General features: G+C 52.2%; 20 protein-coding genes. 16 read left to right on the top strand and 4 right to left on the bottom strand.

From position 1 onward, the window contains the following. Positions 1-21: 21 nt before the first annotated feature. Positions 22-399, bottom strand: a complete 378-nt coding sequence (locus GJ746_RS19880) for a DUF4440 domain-containing protein (RefSeq protein WP_154681734.1) — start codon at positions 397-399, stop codon at positions 22-24. Then, entirely contained in the window at positions 396-1,610 is a 1,215-nt protein-coding gene (locus GJ746_RS19875; RefSeq protein WP_154681733.1) for an MFS transporter, read from the bottom strand. Before GJ746_RS19875 ends, GJ746_RS19880 begins: the two co-directional genes overlap by 4 nt. A 107-nt stretch (positions 1,611-1,717) precedes the next feature. Here GJ746_RS19875 and GJ746_RS19870 point away from each other — a divergent pair, with 107 nt between their 5' ends. Next, on the top strand, positions 1,718-2,605 hold the full coding sequence (locus GJ746_RS19870; protein ID WP_154681732.1) for a LysR family transcriptional regulator: 888 nt from the start codon (positions 1,718-1,720) through the stop codon (positions 2,603-2,605). On the opposite strand, the gene GJ746_RS19865 is transcribed toward GJ746_RS19870, so the two are convergent. Beyond that, on the bottom strand, positions 2,602-3,021 hold the full coding sequence (locus GJ746_RS19865) for a MarR family winged helix-turn-helix transcriptional regulator (RefSeq protein WP_154681731.1): 420 nt from the start codon (positions 3,019-3,021) through the stop codon (positions 2,602-2,604). The two genes, GJ746_RS19870 and GJ746_RS19865, sit on opposite strands and share 4 nt — an antisense overlap. Before the next feature lie 171 nt (positions 3,022-3,192). Here GJ746_RS19865 and GJ746_RS19860 point away from each other — a divergent pair, with 171 nt between their 5' ends. The 4 genes from GJ746_RS19860 (at position 3,193) to GJ746_RS19845 (ending at position 5,952) form a co-directional block, all read left to right on the top strand. Then, positions 3,193-3,786 carry a non-oxidative hydroxyarylic acid decarboxylases subunit B gene (locus tag GJ746_RS19860; RefSeq protein ID WP_154682783.1) on the top strand — a complete coding sequence of 198 codons (594 nt, stop codon included), beginning with the start codon at positions 3,193-3,195 and terminating at the stop codon, positions 3,784-3,786. Then, positions 3,786-5,213 (top strand): non-oxidative hydroxyarylic acid decarboxylases subunit C, encoded by a 1,428-nt coding sequence (locus GJ746_RS19855; protein WP_154681730.1) that lies wholly within the window; start codon positions 3,786-3,788, stop codon positions 5,211-5,213. The genes GJ746_RS19860 and GJ746_RS19855 overlap by 1 nt, the downstream gene beginning before the upstream one ends. Positions 5,214-5,223: 10 nt before the next feature. Beyond that, positions 5,224-5,460: a non-oxidative hydroxyarylic acid decarboxylases subunit D gene (locus tag GJ746_RS19850; protein ID WP_154681729.1), complete on the top strand. Its 237-nt coding sequence runs from the start codon at positions 5,224-5,226 to the stop codon at positions 5,458-5,460. A gap of 339 nt (positions 5,461-5,799) precedes the next feature. Further along, complete coding sequence (locus tag GJ746_RS19845) at positions 5,800-5,952, top strand: Hok/Gef family protein (RefSeq protein ID WP_073970757.1); 153 nt, start codon at positions 5,800-5,802, stop codon at positions 5,950-5,952. 117 nt (positions 5,953-6,069) lie between these two features. Here GJ746_RS19845 and mutS read toward each other — a convergent pair whose 3' ends face one another. Next, positions 6,070-8,631, bottom strand: a complete 2,562-nt coding sequence (mutS, locus tag GJ746_RS19840; RefSeq protein ID WP_154681728.1) for a DNA mismatch repair protein MutS — start codon at positions 8,629-8,631, stop codon at positions 6,070-6,072. Between the two features lie 711 nt (positions 8,632-9,342). Between mutS and GJ746_RS19835 the strand changes: the two genes are divergently transcribed. The 11 genes from GJ746_RS19835 to GJ746_RS19785 all read left to right on the top strand — a co-directional run bounded on the left by GJ746_RS19835 (position 9,343) and on the right by GJ746_RS19785 (position 18,784). Beyond that, the gene (locus GJ746_RS19835) at positions 9,343-9,882 is read left to right on the top strand and encodes a fimbrial protein (RefSeq protein ID WP_004124241.1); all 540 of its coding nucleotides are present in this window, start codon (positions 9,343-9,345) and stop codon (positions 9,880-9,882) included. Positions 9,883-9,961: 79 nt separating this feature from the next. Further along, on the top strand, positions 9,962-10,516 hold the full coding sequence (locus GJ746_RS19830) for a fimbrial protein (RefSeq protein WP_154681727.1): 555 nt from the start codon (positions 9,962-9,964) through the stop codon (positions 10,514-10,516). Positions 10,517-10,591: 75 nt separating this feature from the next. Then, a complete protein-coding gene (locus GJ746_RS19825) occupies positions 10,592-13,060 on the top strand; it encodes a fimbria/pilus outer membrane usher protein (RefSeq protein WP_154681726.1) in 2,469 nt (822 codons plus the stop codon). A gap of 25 nt (positions 13,061-13,085) precedes the next feature. Then, positions 13,086-13,829, top strand: a complete 744-nt coding sequence (locus GJ746_RS19820) for a molecular chaperone (RefSeq protein WP_154681725.1) — start codon at positions 13,086-13,088, stop codon at positions 13,827-13,829. Between the two features lie 18 nt (positions 13,830-13,847). After that, positions 13,848-14,477 carry a fimbrial protein gene (locus tag GJ746_RS19815; RefSeq protein ID WP_154682782.1) on the top strand — a complete coding sequence of 210 codons (630 nt, stop codon included), beginning with the start codon at positions 13,848-13,850 and terminating at the stop codon, positions 14,475-14,477. Continuing rightward, on the top strand, positions 14,477-15,526 hold the full coding sequence (locus GJ746_RS19810; protein WP_154681724.1) for a fimbrial protein: 1,050 nt from the start codon (positions 14,477-14,479) through the stop codon (positions 15,524-15,526). The genes GJ746_RS19815 and GJ746_RS19810 overlap by 1 nt, the downstream gene beginning before the upstream one ends. Before the next feature lie 9 nt (positions 15,527-15,535). Continuing rightward, complete coding sequence (locus tag GJ746_RS19805; protein WP_154681723.1) at positions 15,536-16,084, top strand: fimbrial protein; 549 nt, start codon at positions 15,536-15,538, stop codon at positions 16,082-16,084. A 22-nt stretch (positions 16,085-16,106) separates the two neighbouring features. Then, positions 16,107-16,778 carry a DNA-binding response regulator gene (locus GJ746_RS19800; protein WP_154681722.1) on the top strand — a complete coding sequence of 224 codons (672 nt, stop codon included), beginning with the start codon at positions 16,107-16,109 and terminating at the stop codon, positions 16,776-16,778. Between the two features lie 103 nt (positions 16,779-16,881). Next, positions 16,882-17,091 (top strand): DUF4762 family protein, encoded by a 210-nt coding sequence (locus tag GJ746_RS19795; protein WP_154681721.1) that lies wholly within the window; start codon positions 16,882-16,884, stop codon positions 17,089-17,091. A gap of 71 nt (positions 17,092-17,162) precedes the next feature. Next, the gene (locus tag GJ746_RS19790) at positions 17,163-17,831 is read left to right on the top strand and encodes a DsbA family protein (protein WP_154681720.1); all 669 of its coding nucleotides are present in this window, start codon (positions 17,163-17,165) and stop codon (positions 17,829-17,831) included. 2 nt (positions 17,832-17,833) lie between these two features. Beyond that, positions 17,834-18,784: an ABC transporter gene (locus tag GJ746_RS19785; RefSeq protein ID WP_154681719.1), complete on the top strand. Its 951-nt coding sequence runs from the start codon at positions 17,834-17,836 to the stop codon at positions 18,782-18,784. Position 18,785 lies beyond the last annotated feature (1 nt).

Genomic DNA, 18,785 nt, shown 5'->3' with positions numbered 1-18,785 from the left:
CCTTTTTCTTTTAACCTCACCTTAAATCAGCGCCGTCTCGTGGAGATGCCGCCAGATAATTTGACCTCCCTGCTGACAAAAGAGAGCCGTAGACCAGCGAACTGTTGGCGCTTTGTCGGGCAAATGCTGGGTTTCCCGATACATTACCGCCGCGCCATCGTGCCATTCGGCAAGTAGGGCGGCATTATCAATGACAATCTTTAACCCGGGCCGACTGCCACAAGCCCCCTGAAAAAAAGCGCTGACCGCCTGATGATTCATTCGCATGCCGCTTATTGGGATCATGCTGAATTCCGTGCTAAAACGCTGCATTAGCGCGTCTGCGCTTCCTTTACCCTGACCCAGCCACTCTTCTATGACTACATGGGCGGCAATAACTTCTTCAATGTAGTGATTCATTTGTTTTCCATTTTGCTATGCAGGCGCATGATTATGGCCCGATTATTAAGGTTCAGGCTGCTTAGCAGCGGCACCAGAGTAACAACGGCTGCGGTGATAAATACGCCGCGCCAGGCCAGCGATGTTGGCCAGTAAAGTGAAAAAGCGCTCACTAACGCTGCCAGCAGAGCAGAACCAATCAGGAAGCTGAGCTGGCGATTAAGATTCCACAGCGCGCTGGCGTCCGGCATATCTGGGTTAGCTACATTAAGAAACGCGCTGCTTTGGGCCGTGCTGCTGCACAGACTGCCGCCCGCCCCCATTAAGATAAATGCCGCGATCAGCATGCTGCTGGCAGTATGTGAATTGACGCCGATCAGGATAGCGATCCCGAAGGCCTGCAGACAACAGCCCACTATTATCAGAGGGCGGGGACCGAGACGATTGAAATAGCGGCCGGTCGTGACGATCGCCATACACGAGGCCAGAGACCAGGGAAGCATCAGAGCGCCGATGGTGGAGGGCGACATACCCGTTACGCTTTGCAAATAAAACATGCCGACGACGTTGATGCCAATAAACGTCCCCGGTACGCAAAGGTATACCAGCATAGAAAAGCGCAGCAGCGGATCACGCAGTAAAGAGAGGTGTAAGAAGCCGCTCTGCCGGGCGAGGCTTTTCTCATCTTTAAGCCAAAGCGCTGCCAGGCTAAAAGTCAGTAGCGCTATCGGCAGGCTGGCAAAAAATACCCAACGCCAGCTCAGTGATTGCACCAGTACTCCTCCCAGAGCCGGAGAGCACGCCGGAGCCAGCAGCCCGACCAGCATCACCGCGGCAGAAAGTTTAGCCCGTTCATGAGGCTTAAACTGCTGCCAGGTAAGCGACTGACCTATTGGAATCAGCAGCCCGCCGCCGATCCCTTGCAGAACGCGCCACATAACAAGGTTTGCCAGCGAGTCGGCCATTCCCGTCGCTAAAGCCCCGATGCTAAATAAACTTAGCGAAAACAGAAATATTCGCCGGGCACCAAGCCGCTGGCTTAGCCAGGCGCTACACGGCAGTACCAGGGTAAGTCCGGCAATATAGCCGTTGCTGACCCATGCCAGTTCGCTCACCGAGGCGTGCAGCGACTGGCTCATCGCAGGAAAGGCGACGCTGGCGATAAACATATTGATTAAGTCGAGAAAGAAACCCAGTAGAAAAACGGCGGCGGCTTTGCGGCGATAGGTCATATATTCAATCCTCTGTGAAGGCCGCTACTGTAAACCTGCTTATTGACGAGAATAAACGAGACATTCAGAGATATACTGTCTGAAATTTTTTGACAATGGGTGCCAGGATGCTGAACCTGCAGCGAATGACGATGTTTGTGGCGGTGGTAGATAGCGGAAGTTTTACCGCTGCAGCCGCAGCGCTTGGGCAGACCAAGGCCGTGGTTAGCTTTAACGTCCGCCAGCTGGAGAGCGAACTGGGCGTTACCTTACTGCTGCGGTCGACCCGGCGGCTTACGCTGACTGAAGCTGGTTCGCTGTTTTATCATCGCGGCGTCGCGCTACTGAAAGCGGCGGAAAATCTGCAGGATGAAGTACGGGGCTGCCATGTGGGGCTGAGCGGAGAGCTGCGGATCACGACGACGCCGGAATATGGCGCTCAGGTGATTGTTCCGGCGCTGGCGGAATTCAGCGAGCGCCATCCCGCGCTTCGCGTTCGCCATGTTTCATCGTCTCTCCACGCGGATTTAATCTCCGAGCGCTTTGATGTGGCGATCCGCCTTGGAACGCTGGCGGATTCACGTTATCGCGCGGCGTTGATATCGCGCTTTGCTATTGTTCCGCTTGCCGCCCCGTCGTGGCTGGCGCGTCATGCCGTGGAGACGCTGGAAGATTTGGCCCAGGCGGAGTGGATTATTCATGAACGTCTGACCGCGCCGCTGCGCTGGCAGCTCACCGGGCCGCATAACGAGAACGTGGCCTTTGAAATTAACCGGGCCCCACGGTTGTCGGCGGATAGCGCCAGCGCGCTGATGGCTTTTGCGCTGGCGGGCTGCGGGATCGCGCTTCTGCCTGAATGGCTGGCGGCGGCCGCGCTGGCGGATAATTCGCTGGTTCAGGTAATGCCAGAATTTAGCTTTCCGCCCCAAGGAGTGTACGCGGTCTACCCGGATGCTCAGCATGTTCCGGCTAAAGTCCGGGCATTCATCGATTTTTTACGCCAACGCCAGGGTTAATTCTTTTGTTCTTGCGCCATCAGCTTGTGGATTATTTGCGAAAACTGCTGGCGCTCTTCATCGTTCAGCCGACCTAAAAACTCTTCGTCGACGGCGTTGCCCAGCGGCATTGAGTTCGCCAGCAGCGCTTCGCCTTCGGCGGTTAAATAGACAAACCGACGGCGTTTGTCCGCCGGATCGTGTTCGCGGCGAACCAGCCCACGGCTCTCCATTCGGCTCAGCATTTCCGCCAGCGTCGCTTTAGTGCTGACCGCCGCTTCCGTTAACGTCACCTGTTCAATACCCGGATGCTCGGCAATTGAGCGCATCACCGCGTACTGCGGTTTGGTCAGATCCGGCAGTTCAAGCTGCCAGCGGGCGGTGTGCTGCTGAAAAAGCTGGCGCAGCATATGAAACGCCTCGTTTTTTAACTCCATGACAACTCCGTAATAAAACCGTCGGTTTCTATGATAGCCGTTCGCAAGGCGTTTGAGCATTTTTCCTGTTTTGATAAAAAATGCGATCGTATACGAACAAACTTGCGAGAAATGCTTATCAAGCGTAGTTTTAATAAAAATGTTCGTATACGAACAATTAATGAGGCGATGATGAAGCTAATCGTAGGGATGACCGGAGCGACGGGGGCTCCGTTAGGCGTTGCGCTGCTAAAAGCGCTTCGTGAGATGCCGGAAGTGGAAACGCATCTGGTGATGTCAAAGTGGGCTAAAACCACCATTGAGCTGGAAACGCCGTGGAGCGCCCGTGAAGTGGCGGCGCTGGCCGATTTCTCACATAGCCCGGCGGACCAGGCCGCCGTCATCTCATCAGGTTCATTTCGTACCGACGGCATGATTGTTATCCCCTGCAGTATGAAAACGCTGGCAGGAATTCGTGCTGGTTATGCCGATGGGCTGGTTGGGCGTGCCGCAGATGTGGTGCTGAAAGAGGGGCGTAAGCTGGTACTGGTACCGCGCGAAATGCCGTTGAGCACTATCCATCTGGAAAACATGCTGGCTCTGTCCCGCATGGGAGTGGCGATGGTGCCGCCCATGCCCGCTTACTACAACCATCCCAAAACTATTGAGGACGTCACTGACCACGTCGTCACGCGAGTGCTGGATCAGTTTGGGCTGGAGTATCACAAAGCGCGCCGCTGGAACGGGTTACGGGCGGTAGAGAATGTTTCACAGGAGAATGAATAATGGCTTTTGATGATTTGCGCGGCTTTTTACAGGCGCTGGACGACCAGGGGCAGCTGCTGAAAATTAGCGAAGAAGTGAATGCTGAGCCGGATCTGGCCGCGGCGGCAAACGCCACCGGGCGCATCGGCGATGGCGCGCCGGCGCTGTGGTTTGACAATATTCGCGGTTTTACTGATGCTCGCGTGGCGATGAACACTATTGGTTCCTGGCAGAATCACGCTATTTCACTGGGCCTGCCGCCGAATACGCCGGTGAAAAAGCAGATCGACGAGTTTATTCGTCGCTGGGATAAATTCCCGGTGTCGCCGGAGCGGCGGGCCAATCCGGCATGGGCGGAAAATACCGTCGACGGCGAGGAGATCAACCTGTTCGATATTCTGCCCCTGTTCCGTCTCAATGACGGCGACGGCGGCTTTTATCTCGACAAAGCCTGCGTAGTTTCACGCGATCCTCTCGACCCGGACAATTTTGGCAAGCAAAACGTTGGTATTTACCGCATGGAGGTGAAGGGCAAGCGTAAACTCGGCCTGCAGCCGGTACCGATGCACGATATCGCGCTGCATCTGCACAAAGCGGAAGAGCGCGGTGAAGACCTGCCGATTGCCATTACCCTGGGTAACGATCCGATTATCACCCTGATGGGCGCTACGCCGCTGAAATACGATCAGTCGGAATATGAAATGGCGGGTGCGCTGCGCGAAAGCCCATATCCTATTGCTACCGCGCCGCTGACCGGCTTCGACGTGCCGTGGGGTTCCGAGGTGATCCTCGAAGGGGTGATTGAAAGCCGCAAACGTGAAATCGAAGGGCCGTTTGGTGAATTTACCGGCCACTACTCCGGCGGGCGTAATATGACGGTAGTGCGTATCGATAAAGTTTCTTATCGCACAAAACCGATTTTTGAATCTTTGTATCTCGGTATGCCGTGGACCGAAATCGACTATCTAATGGGCCCGGCCACCTGCGTACCGCTTTACCAGCAGCTGAAGGCTGAGTTTCCGGAAGTGCAGGCCGTCAACGCGATGTATACCCACGGCCTGCTGGCGATAATTTCCACTAAAAAACGCTACGGCGGCTTTGCCCGCGCGGTTGGCCTGCGGGCGATGACCACGCCGCACGGTCTGGGCTACGTGAAGATGGTGATTATGGTTGATGAAGACGTTGACCCGTTCAACCTGCCGCAGGTGATGTGGGCGCTGTCGTCGAAGGTTAACCCGGCGGGGGATCTGGTGCAGTTGCCGAATATGTCGGTGCTGGAGCTTGATCCTGGTTCCAGCCCGGCGGGCATCACTGACAAACTGATTATCGACGCCACTACGCCGGTTGCGCCGGATCTCCGCGGCCACTACAGCCAGCCGGTACAGGATCTTCCTGAAACCAAAGCCTGGGCTGAAAAACTGACCGCCATGCTGGCCAACCGTAAATAAGGAGAAAAAGATGATTTGTCCACGTTGCGCCGATGAACATATTGAAGTGCTGGCAAAATCGCCGGTAAAAGATGTCTGGACGGTATTTCAGTGCCAGCACTGTTTCTATACCTGGCGCGATACCGAGCCGCTACGCCGCACCAGTCGGGAACATTATCCGGAAGCGTTCCGTATGACGCAGAAGGATATTGATGAAGCACCGATGGTACCGCATATTCCACCGCTGCTGGCGGAAGATAAACGCTAACATAAACGGGCCCGCTTAGTCGGGCCTTTTTTATTTGTTTGGTTAATCAATGAAAAATATTTATTAATTAATCTTTCAAATGTCAAAATGGTTGATAGAGCAGATACGTTTGCGAGCCTTCTTCCAGTTGATAATAAAAGCAACGCATTTAACGAATTTCCGATAATCATGGCGGCCGGGAAAATATAGAATAGCGGCGGGTGCTTGAGGCTATCTGGCTTTGAGCATTTATAAGGATTCAGATAGACGAAAGCCCCAGGAGATATTTCTATCAACTGAGGCTAACGAATGAACACAGACAATTCAGATGTTAGTCTCTTCTTTGCAGGGAGGCAAGACATGCTGACAAAATATGCCCTTGTGGCAATCATCGTACTGTGTATTACGGTACTGGGATTTACGCTGTTGGTACGAAGCTCGCTGTGTGAGCTGAGTATTAAAGAGCGTAGTATGGAGTTTAAAGCTGTTCTCGCTTACGAATCGAAGAAGTAGCATCAGCGCGGGGGAGACCCCGCGTATTGGTTGTCAGGACGCATCCTCTCGCACCCATTCTCGTGTTTTCTAAAACGGCAGCACCGCTAAGCGCTGCCGTTTTTCATATTAATGGAACTAAACCAGGCTTTTCAGGCGGTAGATCCACTCCAGCGCCTGGCGCGGGGTCAGCGAATCCGGGTCAAGGTTTTCCAGCGCTTCAACCGCCGGTGAGGTTTCCTCGGGAGCGGAAAGCAGCGACATCTGCGTACCGTCTACCTGAGTGGCGGCAGCGCTCGGCGCGATGCTTTCCAGCTCGCGCAGCTTCTGACGCGCCCGCTTAATCACCTCTTTTGGCACCCCCGCCAGCGCCGCAACCGCCAGGCCGTAGCTCTTGCTGGCCGCGCCATCCTGCACGCTGTGCATAAAGGCAATGGTGTCGCCGTGCTCCAGGGCATCAAGGTGGACGTTGGCCACGCCTTCCATTTTTTCCGGCAGCTGGGTCAGCTCGAAGTAGTGGGTGGCAAACAGCGTCAGAGCTTTAATCTTATTCGCCAGATTTTCCGCGCAGGCCCACGCCAGCGACAGGCCATCGTAGGTTGAAGTACCGCGACCAATTTCGTCCATCAGCACCAGGCTGTGCTCGGTGGCGTTATGCAGAATATTGGCGGTTTCGGTCATCTCTACCATAAAGGTTGAGCGGCCGCTGGCCAGGTCATCTGCCGCCCCGACGCGGGTGAAGATACGATCGATGGGGCCGATTTCCACTTTTTCCGCCGGAACGTAGCTGCCGATATAGGCCAACAGCGCGATTAGCGCGGTCTGGCGCATATAGGTACTTTTACCGCCCATATTCGGGCCGGTAATAATCAGCATTCTTCGCTGCGGGGCAAGGTGTAGCGGGTTCGCGATAAACGGCTCTTTCAGTACCTGCTCAACCACCGGATGGCGGCCTTCGCTGATCCGAATGCCCGGTTTATCGCTAAAGGTCGGGCAGCAGTAGTTCAGCGTTTCCGCGCGCTCGGCGAGGTTCACCAGCACGTCAAGCTCCGCCAGCGCGCTGGCGCTCTGCTGCAGGTCGCCAAGATGCGGCAGCAGCATATCGAAAAGCTCGTCATACAGCTGTTTCTCCAGCGCCAGCGCTTTCCCTTTGGAGGTCAGTACTTTGTCTTCATACTCCTTCAGCTCAGGAATAATGTAGCGCTCAGCATTCTTGAGGGTCTGACGACGGACGTAGTGGATTGGCGCGTGCTGGCTCTGACCGCGGCTAATCTGGATGTAATAACCGTGAACGGCGTTATAGCCCACCTTCAGCGTATCCAGGCCCAGACGCTCGCGCTCGCGAATTTCCAGTTTATCGAGATAATCGGTCGCACCATCGGCCAGGCCGCGCCATTCGTCCAGTTCAGCATTATAGCCGGGGGCGATGACGCCGCCGTCGCGAACCAGCACCGGCGGTGCATCAATAATTGCCCGCTCCAGTAGTTCGCGCAGTTCGCTAAACTCGCCCATCTTTTCACGTAGCTGCTGTACCGGTTTGCAGTCAACGTCGGCCAGCATGGCGCGCAGTTCCGGCAACTGCTGGAAAGCGTGACGCATGCGCGCCAGGTCGCGCGGTCGCGCGGTGCGTAGGGCAAGGCGAGCCAGTATACGTTCGAGGTCGCCAACCTGACGCAGTATCGGCTGGAGCTCGGCGTAACGTTCTTGTAGCGCACCGATAGTCTGCTGGCGCTCTACCAGCAGGGCGGTATCGCGCGCTGGCATATGCAGCCAGCGCTTCAGCATACGGCTACCCATCGGGGTGACGGTGCAGTCGAGTACCGAGGGCAGCGTATTATCAATACCGCCAGCGAGGTTCTGGGTTATCTCCAGATTGCGGCGCGTAGCGGCATCCATAATGATGCTGTCCTGCTGGCGTTCCATGGTGATGGAGCGAATGTGCGGCAATGACGTACGCTGGGTGTCTTTGACGTATTGCAGCAGACAGCCGGCGGCGCACAGGCCGCGCGGAGCATTTTCCACGCCGAAACCGACCAGATCGCGAGTGCCAAACTGCAGATTTAGCTGCTGGCGCGCGGTGTCGATTTCAAATTCCCATAGCGGACGGCGGCGCAGGCCACGGCGGCCTTCGATCAGCGAAGACTCGGCAAAATCTTCCGCGTACAGCAGTTCGGCGGGATTGGTGCGCTGGAGCTCTGCCGCCATGGTTTCGCGATCGGCAGGTTCGCTCAGGCGAAAGCGGCCGGAGCTGATATCGAGGGTTGCGTAGCCGAAGCCCTTGCTGTCCTGCCAGATAGCGGCCAGCAGATTATCCTGGCGCTCCTGCAGCAGCGCTTCATCGCTGATGGTGCCGGGAGTCACAATGCGTACGACTTTACGCTCAACCGGCCCTTTAGTGGTGGCGGGATCGCCAATCTGTTCGCAGATAGCGACCGACTCGCCCTGATTAACCAGCTTGGCCAGATAGTTCTCTACCGCATGGTGCGGGATGCCGGCCATCGGAATGGGTTCGCCCGCGGAAGCGCCGCGTTTAGTCAGCGAGATATCCAGCAGCTGAGATGCGCGTTTCGCATCGTCATAAAACAGCTCGTAAAAGTCTCCCATCCGGTAAAACAGCAGGATCTCCGGATGCTGAGCTTTCAGCTTGAGATACTGCTGCATCATGGGCGTATGGGCGTCAAGATTCTCTAGTGTACTCATCAGTTTTTGATGTCCATTTTCTTAAGTTTTAATGAGTTAGCGAAGTTTATCGTTTTTATGACGTCGCGCGCTGGCTCATTGGTTCCCGTGAAATTGTGCATTTCTTTTCATTTGCTCATAAGCCGCATGATAACGGAGTCTTCAGGTCAGGAAAACAAGAAGCGACGGCGGCTTGCCGGGAGAAGGGGAGGCAGAGGATAAAGCTATACTGGCGAACAGAGAAGGTTTTGTCTGTGGGCGCTGGTTGACTTTGCTGGCCAATCATAGCGGCTGCGTAATTTTGTACTATAGTCTGCTGGCAGCCGGACACATGTTATAGATGTCTTTGTTAATAAATTGTGATCTATGTTAAAATTATTTAACCGTAAACTCTTGACCCCCTCAACTATTAATTACCTGTCGCTATTTGTTTTTAGGATATATCCCAGAGGTCTGCGAGTTAATTTTCTGACGCGGCATTGTTCGCGAGGTTAAATCTTTTTTTAATTCTTTGATGAATGTATTTCTTTTTACCTAAAAAATGATTTGTTAGTATTTTTGTCGACCAGGGGGATCTGGCTTTAATTAAATTATTAATATTCATTAATAGTCTAATTATTGAAACGGATTTTTCGGTGATGCGGAGGGCTGGAAATTGTTATGAGGGTACACCCTGGCAATTTAATAGCTCTTACTCTTTTAGGATAAAAATTTATAACGCAGGAATTTTCTATGAAACTGAATAAAGTTGCTATGGCTGTGGCATTAACTGCTGCTCTCGGCTCAATGTCTGCTCTGGCTGATACAACTAATGGCCAGATTGAGCTTCAGGGTGAGCTGGTGAATACCGCTTGTGGTTTAGCTCCGTCTTCCAGCCCGGTAACCGTTGATTTTGGTCAGGTTCCAGTTTCCCTGCTGCAGGGCGGTGGCCAGGCAACTGAAACCAAAAACATCGAGCTGCAGTACTGCGATACTACCATCGCCAGCAGCGCCGTTGTTTCCTATACCCCGACTTCGGTTAACCCGAACGATCCTACTCTGGCTGCATTCACTTCTGGTACCGCATCTGGTGCAGGTATCGGCCTGAAAGACAGCGCTAGCCAGACTGTTACCTGGGGCGCGCAGACTACTCCGGTAACTCTGGTTGACGGTACCAACACCATTCCTTTCGTGGCATTCCTGAAAGCGGAAGCAGCAGCGAGCGGTTCTACAACTACCGTAACCGCGGGTGCATTCCAGTCAACGATCAATTTCACTATCGATTATCAATAATCGATTTTGAATTGTCGCTCGCGGGGAGGTTTCTCCCCGCGATATTGGAATTTGTACCAGATAATATGGAATTCTGAGTATGGTTAAGGATACAGAGAAAAAGAGACTGATGGCATTATTTGTATCGGTATTACTCTTTTCCGGACATGCTTCGAGTACTAATTTTACGCCCGGGCAGCTGGCGCTTTCTGGGGAGCTGGTTGCTGCCGCGTGCGATATTGATCCTGAGTCGCGGGAGCTGTGGGTGGATTTCGGTAATATTTCCGCTCGTGATATAAATATGGATCAAGAAGGTAAACTTATTCGGCCTTTTTTGGTGCGCTTAGTCGGCTGTGAATCTTTCGGCAGCGAAAATCAATCAACGCCTGGTGCTTATGCCACCATTACTTTTACCGGCAATGCTTCATCACAAGACCCCACAGTATTAATTCCGGATGGCGAGGGAAAGGGATTTGGTATACAAATTCGCGATCGCCATGGGGAAATATTAACCTTTGGAGAACCCTCTTCAGGTTATCTTTTGAGTGATGAAAATAATACGCTGAAATTTACCGCCTCGCTGGTACCCGTTCAGCAACATATTAAGGCCGGGGATTTCTACGCCGTTACTCGTTTTTTTATGGATTACAACTAGAAACAAGCCAGCTATTTCTGTTTTAGCTTGTTTGTCGCGCACGATATTTTACTGATTGATTCGGGATGAATAGTCATGTCAGCAGAACTAAAAATAAAAATAATCCTCTCTCAGATGCTTTTTTTCTGCTGTGCTTCTGTGGCTTGCGCTTCAAGTGATGTGGAATTCAATACCGACGTACTGGATGCCGCCGACCGCGATAATATCGACTTAACCCGTTTTGCTACCGACAACTATGTTCCGCCGGGCGAATATTTATTGGATATTAAAATAAATGGCCAGGCCGTGGGGCAGCAAAAGGTTCGTTATCTGGCTTCTAAGGATGAGAAGCATACTCAGGCCTGTATTAATGGTGAAATCTTCTCAAGATTGGCCCTGAAAGAAGAAGCGCAGCTGAAGGTCGCCCAGCCGTTTGCGGATTGTTATAACCTGCTCAGCCTGCCGGGCGCTACGCTCAGCAACTACGCCGGTGTACTGAATATCACCGTTCCGCAGGCGTATATGAAATACAACGATCCAAACTGGACGCCACCGGAGCGCTGGGACGAGGGTATCGGCGGATTTTTGCTCGACTATAGTCTGACCGGGCAATATACCCGCCAGCTGGATATGCATGAAGATTACAGCACCCTGAGCGGATATGGTCAGACCGGGATTAACCTCGGCGGCTGGCGCCTGCGTGGTGAATATCAGACCAGCTATTACAGCGCGACGCACCAGTTTGATTTCGACATGAATCAGATCTACGCCTATCGCCCATTGCCGATGATGGCGGCAAAGCTAACGGCAGGGGAGATCTATCTTGATTCTCAGGTCTTCGATACCGTGCGTTTTACCGGGCTTAATCTCGCCAGCGATGAGCGTCAGCTGCCGCCGAACCTGCAGGGCTACGCGCCGGAGATTCGTGGCCTGGCTAAGACTAACGCCAAAGTTACGGTGAAGCAGAGCGGGCGTATTATCTATGAAACTACGGTTCCCGCCGGGCCGTTTAACATTCAGGATTTACGCAGCTCGGTGCGCGGTACGCTGGACGTTCAGGTAGAAGAGCAGGATGGCTCAATCTCAACCTTCCAGGTCAACACCGCCAACATTCCTTATCTTACGCGCCCTGGCTACGTGCGCTATAACGTCGCGGTCGGCGCGCCGTCCCGCTATAGCCATAAAATTCAGGGGCCAGGATTTGCTTCCGGCGATTTCTCCTGGGGGATTACCAACGCGTGGTCATTGTATGGCGGCTTACAAAGCGCAGGGGCCGAATATACCGCGGTTTCCGCCGGTATTGGGCGCGATCTCAGCGTGCTCGGCGCACTCTCGCTGGATGCCACGGAATCCTACAGCAAGCAGTCAAATCAAAAACGGCTCAAGGGAACCTCGTTTAAGCTGAGCTACGCGAAAACCTTTGACGAATATAACAGTTCAATTACCTTCGCCGGATATCGCTTTTCGCAGGAGGACTTCCGTTCTTTCTCGCAATATCTCAACGAGCGTTACGAAGGTTACGACAGTCTTGGCCGGGAAAAAGAAGTGTATACCATCACCGGTAACAAAACGTTCTGGGCCGATGAGCCGGGCAAGGCGACGACCGTATTCCTGACCTATACCCACCAGAATTACTGGAATCGAAGCAGTCAGGATCGCTATGGCATCTCGTTAGGGCGTTCATTTAACGTCGGTAATATTCGGGGGATCACCACCAATATTTCGGCCTACCGTTCTGATTATGAAGGGCGTAAAGACGACTCAATTGCTTTCTCACTTTCGATTCCTGTGGGTGACAGCAAATGGACCGGCCTCGACGTGCAGACCAATAACGGTAAAACCAGCCCGATGCTCTCGTATACCGACAGCAGCGACTACAACAACCTGTGGCGGCTGCGTGCAGGGGCAAGCCAGAGCGGTTATGCCAACGTCGATGGCTACTATCAGCGTCGCTCGCAGTATGCCGAAATCAACAGCAACGCCAGCTATCAGCAGGATCACTATATTTCCCTGAGCAGCACCCTGCGCGGCGGCTTTACTGCGACGCGACACGGAGCGGCGATTCACAACAGCGGCGCGACGCTCAATACGGCTCGCGTGATGGTGAATACCAACGGTATTGGCGATGTCCCGCTTAATGATGGGAAATCAAGAACCAATAATTTCGGCATCGCCGTTATTCCGGACATCGTGAGCTACAACAGCTTTGATACCCGGGTTGATGTTGATGCGATGTCGGAATCCATTGAGCCGGCGAAAGCTATCAGCACCGCCACGCTAACCGAAGGCGCCATTGGCTATCAGACCTTCGGCATGGCGAAGGGTGAAAAATTGATGGGCATTATTCGTCTGGCTGACGGTACCTACCCGCCGTTTGGCGCCGAGGTTATCAACGGTGATGGCGTGAGCGTATCGATGATTATGGAAGGTGGGCAGGGATGGCTGGCAGGGGTGAATCCTCAAGAGCTGTTAAACGTAGTGTGGAGCGGGAAAAAGCAGTGTCAGATTACCATCCCGCCAACCATAGAGCGTCGTTCGACAGCCGCGCTATTGCCGTGTAAATGACAGTGACTGTAATAAAAGGCCAAAAATGAGCATAACAAGCAACAAACTCTGCTGGATGGGCGTTCTGATGCTGGCGGCGGTAAGCGGTACCGCCCAGGCGGGCGTTTCGTTGGATCGCACGCGTCTGATAATCACCGGTAAAGATAGCTCGGCGAGCGCGAATCTGACCAACACCAGCCCGGATATTCCTTTTCTGGCGCAATCGTGGGTGGAAGACAGCAAGGGTAACAAGATTACCTCCCCACTGGTGGTTTTACCGCCTTTGCAGCGCATTAACGGCGGGCAAAAAGGGGTCGCGCGGGTCACAAAAACAGATGGTATCAACCAGCTGCCGCAAGATCGCGAAAGTCTGTTTTATTTAAGCGTGCGGGAAATTCCGCCTAAGCCGGATAAAGCTAACGTCCTGCAGCTGGCCATGCAGTCGCGGATTAAATTATTTTTCCGTCCGACGGCTATTATTCCCAAAAGCAAAAGCGAAATATGGCAGGACCAGGTCGTCTTTCAAAAGAGCGGAAATAAGATGACCGCGCAAAATCCGACGCCCTATTACATCACTATTATTAGCCTGTCCCGCGTTAAGGGTGAAAAAATCACCAAATTCCCGGGAATTATGATTGCGCCGAAATCCAGTCTGGAGTTTAGCGTGACCGATGGCGGCGTCAGAGATTTTGCGATGATGTATGTGAATGATTATGGCGGACATCCGGAGCTGAAATATCGCTGTGAAGGAAATACCTGTAAAGCGCTGCCACCATCGCAGCAAGGGTAATTAAAGAGGAACCTGATGATGAAAACGCGCCTATCGCTATTAGCACTGTTTGTATTCGGTATCAGTATGCCAGCGCTGGCCGACGCTGATATTCCTCTACAGCCGCAGCACTATAACCGGGATCATCAGGGGGAGGATGGCGGTAACGTCATTTTCAACGGCTCTGTGTATGCCTCGCCTTGCGTGCTTGCCCCGCAAAGCCGCCTGCAGATTATTGAAATGGGCGAAATTAGCGTCCGGCGTTTTCACCAGGCCGGTGACCGTAGCCAGCCGGTGCTGGTTCGCGTCGAACTCAGGGATTGTCTGAAAGGCGCTTCCCAGGCGCGCGACAGTATCGCATCCAGGACAACGGGCAATAGCAAACATCTTTACACCACCAGCGAGCAGGCGATACAGCTCACTTTTATCGGCGAGTCGGACGAGAATAATCGCCAGCTTCTGCGCCTGACCGGCAGCATTTCCGGCGCTGGTATTCGCCTGCTGGATACCAAAGAGCGAGCGCTGGATATTAACCAGACCCAGCCGCCGTTTGTTGTAAAAACCGGCGACAGCAGCCTGACGTTTCTGGCGGTACTGGAGTCAACCGGACGAAACGTGTCTGCGGGCAATTTTAGCGGACTGCTGCGATTAAAAATGGAGTATCTGTGATGGTGACAATGGTTATTGGGCGGAAATCTTGCGCCACGCTTTTACTTTTTGGCGGCCTATTATCCCAGTACGCCAGCGCGGTTGAAGGGGAGATTACGCCGGTTGGCGGGCCTAAAACCTATAATATCGATGTGGCCAATCAAGATATTACCAATAATAGTATTGGGGCGACTATTCCCTATATTTTCTCACTGGGTGAACAATACTCTGGTATAGCCAGCTGTACTATCCCTATGGAAAATCAGGCTATTTTTTACTCTGCTACTGCTTCGCTGCTGCAGCAGGGGAGCTCGCCAGGCTATTTAAAACTGAATGATTACATGGATGTGAAAATTGAAATTTATATCCGTGGTCAGCGTATGGAATATCTTCCGGTCCCTTTTAATAATGAGTCTAACCGGGCGTTTCAGAACAAATGCGTGCCGCCCACCACTCAGTTTAATAACTTTGAGTCCGGCGCTCAGGGGCGGGTGACGTTTATGATCACCAAGCCGATTGTTAACGGCGTAAACCTGTTAGGTACTGAAATAGCCAAACTTTATGGTCGTCTGGGGGATTACAGCGTTGGAATGGGCAGTACGCCAATGTCGATTGTCCGAATTAATTCTGGGGTGATTACCGTACCGGACAAATGTATCGTTAACTCTGGTGCGCCGATTACCGTTGATTTTAACACCATCCCGAGCTCTGGTTCACTGCTAAACGGCAACAACTATAGCCAGTCCGTGCCGATTCAGGTGAAGTGCGAAGGGGGAAGTTTTGCTACCGGCACTTTTAATATACGTCTGGGAATTCAGCAGGCGAATACCGCCAGCTTTAATAGCGACTATTTAGGAACGACTGGCGCGGTCGACCGCTCTAATCTCGGCATTATCCTGAAAGATTCTGGCGGCAATTTAGTCGCCGCGAATAAGTTTTATGACGTCCCGGGTTTTAATAACAATCAGGGAACCTGGAATCTGACTGCCGCGCCGATTGCGAATGCCGGGACCAACGTTCTCGAAGGGGATTTCCAGGCATCGGCCACCGTGGTCGCTGAGTTTCAGTAAGGGGATAGCATGCGTCAATTAATCGCATCAATGATACTCATATGTTCGCTACCCGTGGCCACCCCGGCGCATGCAATCGGGGAGCTGATTGGCGGCGATCTAAACTTCAAGGGAACCGTGGTTTCCCACGGTTGCAGTATCGTGCCTTCGTCAAAAAACATCGCCGTGGATTTTGGCCAGATTTCAACCCGCACGCTCTATGCGGAAGGGAAATCGCAGCCTAAAGCGTTTGTTATTGAGCTTCAGGATTGCAGCACTGATGTTTTTAATTCCATCACCGTGACCTTTAGCGGGACGGAAAATGCCAATATGAGCGACCGCCTGGCGATTACGCCGGTCGCGCCTAATTCTGCCAGCGGTATTGGTATTGGTTTTGAAGAGAGTAACGGCACGGCGATTTTACTTAATACGCCGACGACCGCGGTGGCTATTTCTGATGCCACCATGCAGCTAAATTTTAGAGCCTTTGTGGAAGGGGAACCGGAAGCCTTGAGTAACAAAACCTTGACCACCGGCGCCTTTCAGGCAACAGCGAACTACACTCTAAATTACCAGTAGAACAGATCAAGGATGATGAAAAATGAGCCGTCATTTCTTTCTCTACGATAAAAACATCTTTTTTTCGGAAGGCGTGCGTTCCGTGGTTACCGATCTGGCTAAGCATGAAGACGATTATGTTTTCTCGCGGCTCGATCAGTTCTCACAGCTGATCGGCACGCTTCGTCTGCCCAGGCAGAAAGATGAACTACGCTGGATCCTCTGCGATGTCGATAGTTTGCCGGATGAGCGGTTTAATGCGCTGTACACCATTAAAGAGTATTACTGCAGGGAAAATCAGCAGCTAGTGATTTTGTTAGGCGAGAATAATATTTCTTTATTCTTTGCGCTGCATTCACTTCTCCCGGAAGCAAGCTGGCTTTTGAAGAATGAGTCCCTGGATAACTTTTTTAAGTTCATCGAAGGTGCTGATTCTATGCCAGCGAAAAAAATATTTTTCAGTCGCTCTTTGATTAATTATACCCGGCAGAAATGGCTCGCCAGGGATTTTAATAATAGTATCTCCAGTGATGACTGGTGGTTAATGGAAGAAATTTTCAAAGGAAAGTCATTATCGCAAATTTCCTCTGAACAAAAAATTGATGTTCGTCGCCTGAGCCGCTGTAAACGAGGCCTGATGAAAAAGCTAAACGCTAAAAATAACGTTGAGCTGTTTAATATTTTCAAGTGCATCGTGGCCACCCCCTGCGTATAACAGCGGATAAATATGACATCGAAAGAATTACTGGCAGGTTACTTAGCCAGTAGGTAAGTGCAAGAAAAACATATATCAATATAAATAGTTAAGGATCTAACAAATGCAAAAATTAAGTATGATTGAAGCATCAGCTATTATTGGCGGAACTTGCAAGGAAACCTGCACCAGCTCTTACGAGACAGTGGTTGTTGGTGGCGTTTCTTCTTGTAAAGAAGTGACTACCTGTACTGATAAGCACGGTAACTCAACCGTTACTATGAAAAATGCTGCCGACGGTATGTGTGTAGTGCCGAATAGCATCCGTCAGTAATTTCTGATGTGGTATATGGAGGGGAAACCCTCCATATATTTGACGCCGTTTTTTAAGAGTCAGTTATCAACATGAAGATCAAACCTATTACCATTATTGGCTACACGTTTCTGGTGGCATTAATATCGTCACTGATTACCGTGCTGTGTTACCACATCTTTGTGTTTAATACATTTTCACTGGACAGCAGTAAACCTTCGGCGTTACGGGAAATTGATAGCGAAATTGTTGCCAGTAGTCCAATACAACATAAGAACAGCATTATTGAAGTTCTCTCCTATGGCTGTCACTACTGCGCGTTGAACGAGGAAGATATCGAGAAATTCGCCGGCACACTGCCTGCGGATAGTACCTTTGAAGTTATCCATATTACCGCTGAAAGAAACGGCCTGGCGGTTTATGCTCCGGTTTTCGCCACCCTTGAAGTGATGGGGCTTGAGCGCCAGATGCGCGACCAGGCTTTTAACGCGGTAATGACCCGCGGTATCAATTTAGCCGACGATGAAGCGCTCAACGGCTGGCTGAAAAAGAATAATATTGATGTCGAAAAATACCATCAGGTACGCCAAAGTAAAGCCGTTACTGAACGCCTTGAATATATGGCGAAGATTACCGAACTCTATGACATAAACGCCACGCCGTTATTTATTGTGAATAAAAAATACGTGGTGGCGAAAGATCGTCAGTTTCCTGAATTTGCTGACTATATGCGTCAGCTGTTAACTCAGGACAAGGAGTAAGCGTGACGCGCTTTCTGATTGTCTGGAGCGTATTCAGCCTGAGAAAATGGTCATCGCAGCTGATCTGGCGCAGTCACCCGTTTACTGGCTACGGTCAAAAGGTAGTGCGTGGAATTATGCGTTTTACCCCTATGCCGCTGCTGTTGGCGGCGGCTCGGGCGTTGTGCTGGCTGCGGCTGTTGGGGCGACAATATCGCGGACGCACCGCCGTGGCGACGCAAAACTACCGCTGCCTGACGGGGGCCGATGGGCGTATTGACGCCGCATGGATAGCCATGCGCCGCCAGCTGCTGGAGATGGGCGCGACCTGGGGACAGCATCCGGCCACGCTGTCCCAGATGCAGGCGTGTACGCGAGAGCTGGATGCCGTAGTCGCTCCGCTGGCGGCGCAGAAAACGCCGGTTGTTATCGCACCGCTGCACTGCGTGTCGGATATCCTTGCCGCGATGGTCGGAGCCAGGGTAACGCCGGGTAAAGCCAGCGTGGTGGTCTCTTCCAGCGCGGAAAGCTATACCGTCGCTAGCCGCAAAATGGGCGGCGTCGCGCTCTCTTATTGTTCAATCCATCAGGATAATACCTCACTGGCCAGCGAGCTGATGGCGCTAATGAGCAACGTCTCCGAAGGGCGGGAAAATATGATTATTTTTCCCGATATTCCCGCCGACTATACCGTACAGACCCATGAGGCGCAGTCCGGGAAAATAAGCTGTCGGCTATTTGACCGTCCGGCGAAATTACATAGCGGCGTACAGCGTTTTTCCCGCATTGTGTCGGCGAAGGTAGTTTTTTATCACCTTTATTATCAGCAAGGGATCAAAATAAAAATCTATTCCCCGCTGTCGCCGAAAGAGGTCACGGCACATCTGCCGACGATTATCGAAAATACCCTGCGGGATTATCCGCAGGATTGGCTTTTATGGCACAGCCATTCGCTCTACTTTATTAATCACTGAC

It is taken from the genome of Klebsiella oxytoca, from assembly GCF_009707385.1.
Classification (GTDB): domain Bacteria; phylum Pseudomonadota; class Gammaproteobacteria; order Enterobacterales; family Enterobacteriaceae; genus Klebsiella; species Klebsiella oxytoca_C.
Note: the sequence above shows the minus strand (reverse complement) of the source record. Positions and strands in the feature narration are given on the sequence as shown.

What these genes read in the sequence shown, in the direction of transcription:
- GJ746_RS19880 (WP_154681734.1), bottom strand. Translation starts at nt 399, where the DNA reads ATGAATCACTACATTGAAGAAGTTATTGCCGCCCATGTAGTCATAGAA.
- GJ746_RS19875 (WP_154681733.1), bottom strand. Translation starts at nt 1,610, where the DNA reads ATGACCTATCGCCGCAAAGCCGCCGCCGTTTTTCTACTGGGTTTCTTT.
- GJ746_RS19870 (WP_154681732.1), top strand. Translation starts at nt 1,718, where the DNA reads ATGCTGAACCTGCAGCGAATGACGATGTTTGTGGCGGTGGTAGATAGC.
- GJ746_RS19865 (WP_154681731.1), bottom strand. Translation starts at nt 3,021, where the DNA reads ATGGAGTTAAAAAACGAGGCGTTTCATATGCTGCGCCAGCTTTTTCAG.
- GJ746_RS19860 (WP_154682783.1), top strand. Translation starts at nt 3,193, where the DNA reads ATGAAGCTAATCGTAGGGATGACCGGAGCGACGGGGGCTCCGTTAGGC.
- GJ746_RS19855 (WP_154681730.1), top strand. Translation starts at nt 3,786, where the DNA reads ATGGCTTTTGATGATTTGCGCGGCTTTTTACAGGCGCTGGACGACCAG.
- GJ746_RS19850 (WP_154681729.1), top strand. Translation starts at nt 5,224, where the DNA reads ATGATTTGTCCACGTTGCGCCGATGAACATATTGAAGTGCTGGCAAAA.
- GJ746_RS19845 (WP_073970757.1), top strand. Translation starts at nt 5,800, where the DNA reads ATGCTGACAAAATATGCCCTTGTGGCAATCATCGTACTGTGTATTACG.
- mutS (WP_154681728.1), bottom strand. Translation starts at nt 8,631, where the DNA reads ATGAGTACACTAGAGAATCTTGACGCCCATACGCCCATGATGCAGCAG.
- GJ746_RS19835 (WP_004124241.1), top strand. Translation starts at nt 9,343, where the DNA reads ATGAAACTGAATAAAGTTGCTATGGCTGTGGCATTAACTGCTGCTCTC.
- GJ746_RS19830 (WP_154681727.1), top strand. Translation starts at nt 9,962, where the DNA reads ATGGTTAAGGATACAGAGAAAAAGAGACTGATGGCATTATTTGTATCG.
- GJ746_RS19825 (WP_154681726.1), top strand. Translation starts at nt 10,592, where the DNA reads ATGTCAGCAGAACTAAAAATAAAAATAATCCTCTCTCAGATGCTTTTT.
- GJ746_RS19820 (WP_154681725.1), top strand. Translation starts at nt 13,086, where the DNA reads ATGAGCATAACAAGCAACAAACTCTGCTGGATGGGCGTTCTGATGCTG.
- GJ746_RS19815 (WP_154682782.1), top strand. Translation starts at nt 13,848, where the DNA reads ATGAAAACGCGCCTATCGCTATTAGCACTGTTTGTATTCGGTATCAGT.
- GJ746_RS19810 (WP_154681724.1), top strand. Translation starts at nt 14,477, where the DNA reads ATGGTGACAATGGTTATTGGGCGGAAATCTTGCGCCACGCTTTTACTT.
- GJ746_RS19805 (WP_154681723.1), top strand. Translation starts at nt 15,536, where the DNA reads ATGCGTCAATTAATCGCATCAATGATACTCATATGTTCGCTACCCGTG.
- GJ746_RS19800 (WP_154681722.1), top strand. Translation starts at nt 16,107, where the DNA reads ATGAGCCGTCATTTCTTTCTCTACGATAAAAACATCTTTTTTTCGGAA.
- GJ746_RS19795 (WP_154681721.1), top strand. Translation starts at nt 16,882, where the DNA reads ATGCAAAAATTAAGTATGATTGAAGCATCAGCTATTATTGGCGGAACT.
- GJ746_RS19790 (WP_154681720.1), top strand. Translation starts at nt 17,163, where the DNA reads ATGAAGATCAAACCTATTACCATTATTGGCTACACGTTTCTGGTGGCA.